Annotated in this window: 10 protein-coding genes; 4 read left to right on the top strand and 6 right to left on the bottom strand. The window is 74.7% G+C overall.

Annotated elements, in window-relative coordinates:
• Positions 1–103 precede the first annotated feature (103 nt).
• Positions 104–2,224, top strand: a complete 2,121-nt coding sequence (locus ACFWXO_RS43440; protein ID WP_380532299.1) for an FUSC family protein — start codon at positions 104–106, stop codon at positions 2,222–2,224.
• A gap of 75 nt (positions 2,225–2,299) precedes the next feature.
• Here ACFWXO_RS43440 and ACFWXO_RS43435 read toward each other — a convergent pair whose 3' ends face one another.
• Positions 2,300–2,959, bottom strand: coding sequence for a hypothetical protein (locus ACFWXO_RS43435; protein ID WP_380532296.1), 660 nt, complete (start codon positions 2,957–2,959; stop codon positions 2,300–2,302).
• 99 nt (positions 2,960–3,058) lie between these two features.
• Between ACFWXO_RS43435 and ACFWXO_RS43430 the strand changes: the two genes are divergently transcribed.
• Together ACFWXO_RS43430 and ACFWXO_RS43425 are read left to right on the top strand one after the other, a co-directional pair.
• A complete protein-coding gene (locus ACFWXO_RS43430) occupies positions 3,059–3,694 on the top strand; it encodes a TetR family transcriptional regulator (protein WP_375891891.1) in 636 nt (211 codons plus the stop codon).
• A gap of 5 nt (positions 3,695–3,699) precedes the next feature.
• The gene (locus ACFWXO_RS43425; RefSeq protein ID WP_380532292.1) at positions 3,700–4,443 is read left to right on the top strand and encodes a TrmH family RNA methyltransferase; all 744 of its coding nucleotides are present in this window, start codon (positions 3,700–3,702) and stop codon (positions 4,441–4,443) included.
• Between the two features lie 37 nt (positions 4,444–4,480).
• Here the strand turns inward: ACFWXO_RS43425 and ACFWXO_RS43420 are convergent, their stop codons facing one another.
• The 5 genes from ACFWXO_RS43420 to ACFWXO_RS43400 all read right to left on the bottom strand — a co-directional run bounded on the left by ACFWXO_RS43420 (position 4,481) and on the right by ACFWXO_RS43400 (position 10,811).
• On the bottom strand, positions 4,481–5,548 hold the full coding sequence (locus tag ACFWXO_RS43420; RefSeq protein WP_380532289.1) for a peptidoglycan-binding protein: 1,068 nt from the start codon (positions 5,546–5,548) through the stop codon (positions 4,481–4,483).
• Between the two features lie 184 nt (positions 5,549–5,732).
• Positions 5,733–6,644 carry a pyridoxamine 5'-phosphate oxidase family protein gene (locus tag ACFWXO_RS43415; RefSeq protein WP_380532286.1) on the bottom strand — a complete coding sequence of 304 codons (912 nt, stop codon included), beginning with the start codon at positions 6,642–6,644 and terminating at the stop codon, positions 5,733–5,735.
• 8 nt (positions 6,645–6,652) lie between these two features.
• A complete protein-coding gene (locus tag ACFWXO_RS43410) occupies positions 6,653–7,123 on the bottom strand; it encodes a VOC family protein (protein ID WP_380532282.1) in 471 nt (156 codons plus the stop codon).
• Between the two features lie 190 nt (positions 7,124–7,313).
• Positions 7,314–8,339 carry an XRE family transcriptional regulator gene (locus tag ACFWXO_RS43405; RefSeq protein ID WP_375891899.1) on the bottom strand — a complete coding sequence of 342 codons (1,026 nt, stop codon included), beginning with the start codon at positions 8,337–8,339 and terminating at the stop codon, positions 7,314–7,316.
• A gap of 300 nt (positions 8,340–8,639) precedes the next feature.
• Positions 8,640–10,811: a protease pro-enzyme activation domain-containing protein gene (locus ACFWXO_RS43400; RefSeq protein ID WP_380532279.1), complete on the bottom strand. Its 2,172-nt coding sequence runs from the start codon at positions 10,809–10,811 to the stop codon at positions 8,640–8,642.
• A gap of 259 nt (positions 10,812–11,070) precedes the next feature.
• On the opposite strand from ACFWXO_RS43400, the gene ACFWXO_RS43395 reads away from it, so the two are divergent.
• A complete protein-coding gene (locus tag ACFWXO_RS43395) occupies positions 11,071–11,637 on the top strand; it encodes a CGNR zinc finger domain-containing protein (protein WP_375891903.1) in 567 nt (188 codons plus the stop codon).
• The last annotated feature ends 88 nt before the right edge of the window (positions 11,638–11,725 follow it).

Raw genomic sequence — 11,725 nt, 5'->3', positions numbered from 1 at the left:
TGCCGCTCGTGATCCGACAACACCAGCTCGGCCAGCCTCGGCCCAGGACGTCCCATGCACTGACCAACGACGGATCAAGGACTCAGGACACTAGGATGGCGGTATGTCCTGGTTCGCCGCCCTTCGTGACACCGCGCGGACCGGACTCACCCTCGACCGGGCGCTCACCGATCCCAAGCGCGCGCTGCGCGGGGCGGTCGCCGTGGCGCTGGTGCTCTTCCCCACGCTCGCCCTCGGCGGGGTCGGGCTCGCCACCTCGGCCGCGATGGGCGCGTTCATCGCCGGTTCGGCCACCTTCCAGCGCAGCTTCCGGCCCCGCGCCAGTCTGGCCGTCGCGGCCGGCGTCGGGCTCGGGATCAGCACCTTCCTCGGCTACCTCGCCGCCGGGGTGTACGGGCTGTTCCCGGCGCTGCTCGCGGTGTGGGCCTTCGGCGCGGGACTCGCCTGGGCGATCGGCCCCACCGCCGGAGTGGTCACCGCGAACACCCTCTCGGTGATGCTGATCGTGGTCCAACTCCCGGTCAGCGCGGCCGCCGCGCTCGGCCACGGACTGGTCGCCGCGCTCGGCGGCGTCGCCCAGGCCGTCGTCATCACCCTGTGGCCGATCGGCAGTTGGAGCGCCCAACGGGCCGCGCTCGCCGACACCTTCGCCGAACTCGCCGACTACGCGCGCCGGTTGCGCCAGGACCCGACCGCGCACGTGGACCCGGAACCGTTCATGACGGCCCGGCACGCCTCCGCCGTCACCCCCTGGCAGGACCGCCACCGGCCGCCCGAACTGCGCGGCCTGCGCGGCATCGCCGAGCGCATCCGTCCCACCCTCGCCGCGCTCGCCGACCCCAAGGTCGGCGCCCCCGAGGAGGGGCCGGAACGCGACCGGGCCCGGGAGGTGCTGGCGGCCGCCGCCGAGGTGATGGACGCCCTCGCCCGGGCCGTCCGCACCGGCGACCCCGTCCGGCTCCCCCGGTCGGCGCCCGCGCTGACCCTGGTCCGGCCGGACCAGGGGGCGCAGTTGCAGGGGGCGGCCCGGCGCTCCGCCCGGCGGCTCGGCGGGCTGCTGCGCAAGGCCGCGGACACCCTGGACCGCAACGACGAGGACACCATCACCACGCCCGTGGTCGGCGTCGGCGGGGCGCTGCACAAGCCGTCGATCTCGCGGATGCTGCCGGTCGCGCTGCGGGCCGTACGGCGGCAGCTGCGGCCGCGGTCGGCGATCTTCCAGCACGCCGTCCGGCTCGCCGGGGTGGTCACCGCCGCCTACCTGCTGGCCCGGCTGGCCGGGTTCCACCACGGGTACTGGGCGCCGATGACCGCGGCCATGGTGATGCGGCCCGACTTCGCCCAGACCTACAGCCGGGGGGTCGCCCGGCTGGCGGGGACGGTGGTCGGGGTCGCCGTTTCGACGCTGGTGGTGCAGTTGGCCCATCCCGGGGAGTGGGTGCTGGCCTCGCTGGCGGTGCTGTGCATCGGCGGGGCGTACCTGGCGTTCCGGACGGGGTACGCGCTGACGACGGTCGGGATCTCCTCGTACGTGGTGTTCCTGCTCGGGCTGCAGGCCGGGGATCCGCTGGTCACGGCCTTCGAGCGGGTCGGGCTGACGCTGCTCGGGGGGTCGCTGGCGCTGCTGACGTACGCGCTGTTCCCGACCTGGCAGACCGCGCGGCTCGGGGAGCGGCTCGCCGAATGGCTGGCGGCGGCCGGACGGTACGCGGCGGCGGTGGTCGACTGCTACGAGGATCCGGCGGCGCCGCGGGGGCGGGCGGTGCGGGCGGCGCTGCTGGACTCGCGGGAGGCGCGGTCGGAGCTGTTGCAGGCGATGCAGCGGGCCGATGCGGAGCCGGGGCGGCACGAGTCGGGGCTCAGCGGGGTGACCCGGCGCCAGATCGACCGGGCGCGGGCCGCGGTGGGGCACCTGGGGCGGGCGGCGGTGCTGCTGGAGGCCCATCTGCCGGCGGCCGACGCGGAGCCCGTGCCGGGGGCGGCGGAGTACGCGGAGGAGCTGCGGTTGGCGACGGCCTTGGCGGCGGGGGCGTTGCTGACGGGGCGGGCGGTGGAGTTCGGGGCGGTGCGACAGGCGCAGGTGCGGTTGGAGGAGGGCCTGGGGGAGGGAGCGGGGGCGGGGGTGCAGGGGGACGTGGTGCGGGCCGGGACCCGGTTGGTGGGGGTGGCCCTGCGGGATCTGGAGCGGGCTCTGCGGGGGAGTTCGGAGAAGGAGAAGCGGTAGGGGGCCGGGGGCGGGGTGGGTTTCCTCGTGCGGGCGCGCGGGCTCCGGCCCTGCGCGCCCGCTCGGGGTCCGGGGTCAGGCGGCGGTGTGGGCGGCGCGGAGCCAGTTGGTGAACTCGCAGGCGAAGTGCCACTGGTGGCCGGTGGGGAGGTGGTCGGGGGCGGCCTCGGGGAACTGGACGGTGAGGCGGATCCGGAGGCCGGCGGGGGTGTCGGCGAACTCGTGGAGGACGCGGAGGATCTCGGTGCCGTCGGCGAGGGTGCCGGTGCCGGCGATGTGGGTGGGGAAGGTGGTGGGGACGGGGACGTCGTCGTGGAAGCGGAGGAAGAAGCGGGTCGGGGTGGTGCCGAGGGTTTCGATGATCTCGACGCGGTCGGCGGTGGAGTCGGCGAGGTAGTGCTCGGGGTTGGCGGCGAGCAGGGCGGTGCGGTCGCCGGCCCGGAGGCGGCCCTGCCACCAGGCGAGGAACCGGGTGGCGTCGATGCCGGTGGCGGTGAGTTCGGTGACGGCGGTGCGCCAGCGGCCCCGGGAGGCGTGGGCCCAGGTGGTGAGGGCGGCGTCGGCCTCGGCGGTGTCGGGGGTGAGGAGTTCGCGCATCCGGTCGTCGCCGAGGCGCTGCTTGAGCAGGTGCAGGGCGGCGCGGGCGCGGTCGAGCTCCCAGGCGAGGACGGCTTCGCGGGGCTGGGGGACGCCGTCGAGTGCGGTGTGGACGGTGAGGGGGGTGGTGGTGGGCATGGTGGCGCTCCTCGGGGAGGGCGATAGGCGGAGAGTTTTTCTCCGGTTGGCTGGACGCTAGCATAGGGGGAGAGAAGTTCTCCGGTTAGGGAGTGGTGGATGAGGGCCGACGCGGAACGCAGCCGGCGCAGGATCCTGGACGCCGCCTGCGAGGTGTTCCTGGAGCGCGGGCCGGACGCCCCGTTGGACGCGGTGGTCCGGCGGGCGGGCGTCGGGCCGGGCACGCTCTACCGGCGCTTCCCCGACCGGGAGGCCTTGGTGCGGGCGCTGGTCACCGATCTGCTGGGCCGGCTCACCGGGGCGGCGGAGGAGGCGCGGCGGGCGGAGGACGATCCGTACCGGGCGCTGCGCCGGTTCGTGCACGCGGCCGCCGATCTGCGGATGGGGGCGGCGATCGTGGTGCTGCTCGAACGGCTGGTGGTGGACGGGGAGTTGGTGGCCGCCCGGCGGGGTGCGGTGACGGCGGTGGAGGGACTGCTGCGGGCTGCCCGGGACGCCGGCAAGATCCGGGCGGACGTGGGGATGGGGGATCTGGTGCTGCTCTGCGTCCGGGTCTCCCGGCCGCTGCCGGGGGCGTTGGCCGCGCTGGACGCGGACGGGGCGTTGGTGCACCGGCATCTGGATCTCGCGTTGGCCGGGTTGGCCGCCGAGGGCGGCCCGGTGGGGGTGCCGCTCGGGTTCGACGAGGTGATCGCGGCCGCCGGGCGGCCCGGGGAGCCGGGGGTGGGAGAGTGAGCGGCATGGACGACGAGCTGGTGCGGGACTGGCGGGCGGCCGAGCGGGGCGCGGTGCTGCTGGACGGGTTCCACCCGTTGAAGCACGCGCTGCGGTTCGGGGGCGAGGTCCGGCGGGTGCTGACGGCCGACCGGGGGGCCCTGCTGGCACTGGCCGGGGAGTTGGCGCCGGACGTGGTCCCGGCGCTGGACGCGCTGGCGGTGGAGGTGGCCGAGGAGCGGCTGCGGGGGCTGGCGCCGCGGCTGCATCCGACCGGGGTGGTCGGGTTGGCGGCGCGGCCGTCGGTGGCCGCGAACCGGGAGGCGTTGGGGCGGCTGCCGCGGCGGGCGCCGGTGGTCGTGCTGGAGAATCCGCGGAACCTGGGGAACGTCGGGGCGGTGATCCGGCTGGCGGCCGGGTTCGGGGCGACCGGGGTGGTGACCACGGGCGAGTTGGACCCCTGGCACCCGACGGTGCTGCGCGGGAGCGCGGGACTGCACTTCGCCACCGCGGTGGAGCGGGTGGACCTGCCGGAGCTGCCGGCCGGGCCGTTGTACGTGCTGGACCCGGAGGGCACGGACATCCGGGACCTGCCGTTCCCGGACGACGCGCTGCTCGCCTTCGGCACCGAGCGGCACGGGGTGTCGGCGGAGCTCAGGGAGCGGGCCGACCGGCTGGTCGCGGTGCCGATGCAGGCGGGGGTGTCCAGCTTCAACCTGGCGACCAGCGTGGCGATGGGGCTGTTCCACTGGATGTCGGGCCGGCGCTGAGGCGCGGCGCCCGGGCGGTGCCGCGACCGCGGGGGCCTCAGGGGGACGGCGGCGGGGTGCCGGCGTCGATGTCGTGGCCCTTGTGGTGGACCAGGAAGTCCCAGGTGTCCTTGCCCGGGATGCCGTCGGCCTCGCCGCCGCGCCAGCCCTGGGCGAGTTGGAAGGCCTGGGTGGCCCTGCGGTCGGCCTCGCCCCAGCGGGGGCCGGGGCCCTCGGCGTAGAAGCGGGCGCCGCCGCGCTGCGCCAGCAGCTGCCCGAGCCTGGTGACGTAGCCGTTGTCCGCGCCGGGGCCGAACTCCTGCGCGCCGGGGAAGGCGTCGGTGCTGCCGGTGCCGTCGCTGCTGCCGCCGGACAGGCCGGTGTAGCGGTACGGGAGGTAGGAGCCGGAGTTGTTCCAGTAGGCGTACGGGGTGGAGCGCTTCCTGGTGCCCGGGGAGGTCTGCTCGTAGGCGACGTACCGGGTGCGGGAGGAGTCCGTCCAGCCGCCGAAGATCGTCACGTGCGAGCCGGCCTGGGGGTTGGCCGGGTTGTTGTAGATCAGCGCGTCGCCGGGCTGGAGGTCGTTGCGGTCGATCCGTTCCGCGAAGTTCGGCAGGGTCCAGGTGGTCTGGCTGCTGCCGAGGCCCCAGGCCATCGAGACGAAGCCGGAGCAGTCCTGGCGGTAGCCGTCCGACCAGTAGCGGCCCATGCCGTACGGCACGGCCTGGTCGACCCAGGCCTGGGCGCGCTGGATGATCCGGGCCCGGGTGACGGGCTGGGCGGCGGGCTGCGGGGCGGCGGAGCGGGCGCCGGGGTCCTGGCCGTAGAGGCCGCTGACCTCGCCCTGCGGGGTCCGCGGGGGCTGGGCGGTGCTGCTGCCGCCCGGGGTGGGGCCGGGGGCGGGGGCCGCGGCGGCGGTGCCGCCGCCTATCGCGGTGCCGACGGCGGCCACCAGGACGGCGGCCCGGCGGCGGGTGCTGCGGGCCGCGGCGTGCCCGCCCTCGTGGACCGGGGCGGCGTGCAGCCGGGCGCGGCGGCGGGCGTTGCAGCCGCCGCATATGCAGTCCTCCTCGGGGTCGACCTCGGTGAACTCCATCAGCGGTGAGGGGCCGTCGGTGAGGGTCATGCCCCGCCTCTTTCCTGGTCGGCGCGCCTGACGGCGGGACGGGAGTGCTCGTCCCGGTCCGACCGCGTGTCATCGGGAACCAAAGGTCCCAGAGCGGGCGGGGTGCGGCGCGGCGGATTGCGCCGGACGGGTGAGGCCCCTCCCCCGGCCTTCGGTCGGGGGCCCGTACGGAACTGACCCGTGGTCAGTGCGGGTTGGCGGGCGAGTACTCGGGACCGGTCCAGGTCAGCGGGGTGGCGTCGGCGATCTCCCGGACCCCGGTGACGGTCAGTTCGACCATCCGCTCGGCGCCGGGGGCGGCCCGCCGGGCCTCCTCGGACCAGTCGGTGCGGGCCTCGCCGGTGATCAGCAGGGCCCCGCCGGTCTCCCAGTCGGGCAGCAGCAGTCCGGCCCGCGGGTCCAGCTCCAGGTTCCCGAGGGTCAGGAACATGCTGTTGCCGCGGTACTCGGGCCAGCGGACGGTGTCCGGCGCCACCGCCTCCAGGAAGCCGGGGAAGCCGCCGCGGTGCGAGGCGTCCACCCTGCCGTCGGGTCCACAGGTGGCGATGAAGAAGGTGTCGGCGGTGGCCGCGGTCAGCCGCTGGGCCGTGGTCAGGACCGGCCCGTCGGCGACCGTGCGGGGCGCGCCCGCGCCCGGGCGGTCCAGCGGGCTGCGGCGCTGGATGTACTTCGGGCAGTTGGACACCACCTCCTCGGCACGGACCACCAGCCCGCCCCGGCCGTCCGGCACCGAACGGCCGTTGAGCCGCATCCGGCGGCGGCCGGCCGGGTCCAGGGCGATGGTGCCGAGCTGGGCGGGGCGGGCCAGGGCCGCGGCCAGCGGGTCGGCCTCGGACGGGTGGGCGGCGATCGTCACGGTGTGCTCGTCCGGGGCCCGCAGGAAGCCGGCCGGGCCGGACAGCTGGGTGGCCCAGACCCGGCCGTCCTGGTCGGCGGCGCCGACCACCAGCGTCCGGCGCTCGGTGAGGAAGCGGGCGGCCACGGCCGGGACGGTGCTGCGGATCGACCGGCCCGCGTGGTCGGCCCGCTCGGTCACTCCGGCGCGGGCCTGGGCCCTGCGCTCGCCGGGGTGGTAGGGGGTGCTGGTGGCGGTCATCCCGTTGCCTAGAAGAAGCCGCAGGTCGGGGCGTCGGCGTGGGGGGCCCCGGCGGCGGTGTCGGCCAGCCCGGTGCGGGTGTAGACCTCCAGCCGGATGCCGTCCGGGTCCGTGAAGAAGACGCCGCCGGAGGCGGAGCCCTCGCTGTGCGGGACGACGCCGTCGTAGGCGAACTCGGCGCCCAGGGTGCGCAGCAGTTCCTCGGTGGCGCGGACCTCGTCGAGGTCCGCCACCTCGAAGGAGAGGTGGTGCAGGCCGGGGGCGGCGGTGGGGAAGGTGCCGGTGCTCTGCTGCCAGAGGGTGACCACCAGGCGGCCGTCGCGGCCGAGCAGGGCGTAGCGGCGTTCGGGGTCGGTGCCCCGGTGGGTGAGTTCGAGGCCGAGGACGGTCCGGTAGAAGTCGACCGAGCGGTCGAGGTCGGTGACGTTGAGGCCCACGTGGCCGGTCTGCAGGGTGCGGAGTGCGGTGGTGCCGGACATGCCTGGTCCCTCCCGGTGGGTTCCGGCGGGGCGACTGCCTAACCGGTACTAATGAGGTTATGGGTTAGATGATGGAGCGTCAACCGATGGAGCGGCTTGAAGGGGTCAGGTTTCCGGGAGGGGACGCGGAAGCCCCGCCGGACCTGGTGGTCCGACGGGGCTCCGGTGGGCTTCGGTGGTGCGGTGGTGCCTAGGGCCATTCCCAGCGGATGCCGATGTGGCCGGGCTGCTGGTCCGGGGCCAGGACGTGGGCGCTCGCCGAGGCGCCGATCCACAGTTGCTCGCGGCGGTGGTCGACGTCCGCGCCCGGCTCGCGGTCGTAGCGCTCGCAGTGCACCGGGACGGCCGCCGGGTCGAAGTGCACCTGGAGCACGTACTCGCGCACCGTGGTGGCGAAGCGGCGGCTGTACTCCATGGTCGGGCCGCCGGGCGGGATCTCCACCTCGTACTCGAAGACCGTGCTGTCGCCGAGCCCGAGCGGGCGGTCCAGCATCAGCTCGGCGACGGTCAGGCCGACCTCCGGGCGGCGGCGGACCCGGCCCAGCCGGCCGTGCCGCACCGAGGTGATCTCCGGGCAGCCGGTGGCCTCCTCGTCGGCCTTGTGCACGACCAGGCAGCGGCCGACGCCGCCGACGGTGGCGCGCACCACCTGGCGCATCCGCAGCAGGTTGGCGCGCCGCTCGGCGTCCACGTAGTACGAGTCGTGGATGCTGAGCCGCTCCAGCTCGCCGGCCGGCGGGGCGTCCAGTTCGGCGAAGATCTCGGCGATCTCCTGCTCGCCCGGCCAGACGTCCTCCAGCCCGAGGTGGAGGGTGTTGGCGGCGGCGGCCCAGCGGCCGCGCGGGCGGGGCGGGCCGAGCAGTGAGGAGAGCGCGCTGTGCGGCAGGCCGAGCAGTTCCTCCAGCAGGTGGACGGCGCGCAGCGAGCTGGCCCGTTCGGGCTGGCTGCGGCCGCGGCGCCAGTAACTGAGCGTCGTGACACTGACCCTGACGCCGCGTTGGGCGAGTGCGGCGCGGATCCGGTCCAGGCTGAGGCCGCTGGCCTCGATCGCCAGGTGCAGGGCGTCCGCGAAGCCGCCGGCCGGGGCCGGTCGGCCGGCGGACGGCGCCGGGGGCCCCGGGGTCGGGGCGGGCGCCTGGACGGGCGGGTCGGGGCGCTCCGTACGCGATCCGACCAGCCGCAGCCGCGCGGCGTCCTGAGGCTGCTGTGCGGCCATGCGGTGAACCTCCCCACCAGGTGGATTCGGTGGCACCGGACCGGCGCCGGGGCGCGCTGTGAGCGGCTTCACCGAGCTTTGGGGAACCCTATGCACCGTCGAGAGGCTACGTCATCAGTCGTGCGGATGACAGTGGTCACAGCAGGTGGACCGGATGGTTAGCGATCTTGAAACAGTTCGGAAACACGGCCGGAACGCGACGTCGGGAACGGTGCGGAACCGGGCGCAAACGGACACCGCCGGGGCGGGCCCTGACGGCGCCGCCCCGGCGGGGGTCTACGTGGTGCTACCGGCCGGTGATCACTTGACGTTCAGGGCGACGTCGTCGATCACGAAGCTGGTCTGGTTGGAGCCGTCCTCGGTGCCGGTGAACTTGAGGGTCACGCTACGGCCGGCGAAGGAGGTCAGGTCCACGGTCTGCTGCACGTAGCCGGCGGCCGCGTCCACGTTGGACCAGGTCTTCACGGTGGTGCCGTTCGCCTGGAGGGTCAGCGTGTCGTACGGGGTGGAGCCGGTCTCCGCGGTGTCGATGTGCAGCGCGAAGGTGAGGGTCGCCGAGGCGCAGCCGGCCGGGACGGTGACGGTCTGCGACAGGGTGTCGGTGTGGGCGCTGCCGTAGCCGTCCAGCCAGGCCTTCCAGCTGCCGGAGTGGGCCGGCTCGGAGGTGCCGTTGTCGACGACGCCCGAGGAGGTGCTCCACGGGGCGGCGGTGCCGGTCTCGAAGCCGCCGTTGCCGATCAGCTGGGCGGCGGTGCAGCCCCCGCCGGTCGGCTGGGTGGTGCCGCCGGTGCTGCCGCCGCCGAGCAGGGCGGTGGTCAGGGCGTCGGCGACCGGGGTGCCCCAGCCGGTGACCTGGTCGTAGCCGGTGCCGGCCGAGAAGTCCTGGTTGGCGCCGGTGGTCACGTCGTGGAAGGTGCTGCCGTAGCTGCTGCTGTTGGCGACCGCGTACAGCTTGGGGTTCGCCTCGCCGAGGGCGGGCTGCCCGGCGGCCTTGGCCTTCTGGTTGACCTGGGCGGCGTAGCCGGCCCACAGCGGCGCGGCCGCGCTGGTGCCGCCGTAGACGTTCCAGCCGCCGCCGGTGTAGATCGCGAAGCCGCTCTGCGGGTCGGCGTTGGAGGCGACGTCCGGGACGGTGCGCATGGTGCCGCCGATGCCGGTGCCGGTCTGCCAGCTCGGCTTGCCGAACACGGTGGAGACGCCGCCGCCGGCGGTGCTCCAGGCGCTCTCCGAGGAGTAGCCGTTGCCACCGGTGACCTGGAGGTTGGTGCCGCCGACGCCGGTCTGGTGCGGGCTGGAGGCCGGGAAGTCGACCGAGGTGACGCTCGCGCCGCTGGCGGAGCGGGTGCAGTCCTTGGAGCCGTCGTCGCCGGAGGCGGAGAAGACCGAGATGCCCTGGGCGGCGGCCTGCTTGAAGGCGTTGTCGACGGCGGTCATCGAGGAGGCGGTGGTGTCCGGCTCGCAGGTGCCCCAGGAGATCGAGATGACCGAGACCTTGTTGTCGGCCACGATCTTGTTGGCCATGTCGATCTCGCCCTGGTCGCTGTTCGGGGCCTCGTAGAGCAGCTGGGTGGCCTTGGGGGCCGCGCCGCGGACGATCTCGCTGTCCAGCTCGACCTCGCCCTCGCCCTGGCCGGGCGAGGAGTCGTAGTTCGCGCCGTCCACCGGAACGGTGGTGACGGCCGGGCCGGTCAGGCCGTACTGGGAGTCGTAGGTGGTCAGGTCCGAGGACTTGTAGCCGTCGAACTCCCAGAGGGCGACCGTGGTGCCGGTGCCGTCGGCGCCGGTCCTGTCCAGGTTGTACGCGCCCCGGTACTGGGCCGGGGCCATGCCCTTCGGGGTGGCGGTGGCGGCGTTCGGGGTCACCGAGTGCGGGGCGGCGATCCGGCCCTTGCGCACCGCGTGGTTGTCCAGGCCGCTCAGGCCCTGGACCACGGAGGCCAGTTCGGCGGGGATCGAGGCGGCGCCGTCGTTGGCGAAGAAGGTGCGCTGCTGCTGCGGGTCGAGGTACGAGCTCTCGTGGGTGCCGAAGGCCTGGGAGACCTGCGCGGCGGTGCCGTGGGCGTTGACCACCTGGCGGTTGGCGCTGACGTCGCCGACGGTCAGGCCCTGGGCGGTCAGGTAGGCCTTGACCTGGTCGACGGCCTGCTGGGTGGGCGCGTACCGCGCGCTGAACTGCTCCGGCGTCAGGTACGTGCCGTACTCCGGGGTGCCGGGGGTGGCGACGGCGGCGAGGAAGCGGTCCAGCCCGGCGGAGTCGCGCAGCTTGAGGCTGACGGCCACCGAGATCTGCTGCTCGGCCGGGACGTCACCCTTCTTCTCCGAGTGGGCCACCGCGGGGTTCACGGTGTTCGGCAGGGCGACGCGCGGGGCGGCGTGCGGGGTGGCGGCCTGTGCGGTGGCGACGCCGAGGGAGACGGCGGTCAGCGGCAGGACGGCTATCGCCGCGGCGATGGCGAGGGAACGGTGACGCAACGGATCCTCCTCCGGCCGGCTGTGGGGAGCCGGCAAGGGGCAAGGCGTCCCGATGGGTTCAGGAACGCTGGCTAGAACATGTCAGAGCGGATCGGTGCGGTGGATCATGGTCCGGCAATTCGTTGCTAAAAAACAGTCAACTGTGGAGGGCCGGAAATCCGGGCGTTCCATACAGTGAATGGCCGCTGTTCCGGGAACGGTCCACACCAATTCCCGGTGCGGGAGCGGACGTAGAATCGGGCCGAGCCGAGGGAGAGCGATGACTGACCTGATGCCGGACCCGAGGGACCACCGACCGCTGACCGGCGAGCCGCTCGCCCTCGACCTGCTCAACACCCGCTGGTCCGGAACGCCCGTCAACGACGCGCTCACCGACGTGGAGCAGTACGGGATCTGGCTCTCCTCCAACGGGCTGACCGAGCGCTGCCCGGCCGACGCGGCCGGACTGGCGGCGATCCGGCAGACCCGCGAGGCGGTCCTGCTCGCGGCCCAGGACGCCCGCGAGCGGGGCGAGTTGGGCGAGCGGGCGCGGGCCGGGCTGGACGCGGTGCTGGCGCACGGACGGATCCGGCGGACGGCCGGGCCGGGCGGGGCCGAGGAGCGGGTCGAGGCCGACCGGCCGGAGTGGCTGGCACCCTGGCTGGCGGCCGACGACTTCCTCGCGCTGCTCGGACAGGGCGCCCACCGGGTGAAGCAGTGCGCACACGAGGCGTGCATTCTGCATTTCTTCGACGCCTCGCAGAACGGGCGCCGGCGGTGGTGCCGGATGGCGGTCTGCGGGAACCGGGCGAAGGCGGCGCGGCACTACGTGAAGGCGCGGGGTTAGGGCCTGTCCGGCGGATCTTGGCAGATCAGCGCGCGGCGTTGGGCGCCCGGCTGGGCGTGCGCCCGAGTCGGCCTCGTACTGGACGTAC

The sequence above is a fragment of the Kitasatospora sp. NPDC059088 genome (assembly GCF_042738155.1).
GTDB lineage: Bacteria > Actinomycetota > Actinomycetes > Streptomycetales > Streptomycetaceae > Kitasatospora.
This window is presented reverse-complemented; position numbering and strand designations above follow the sequence as displayed.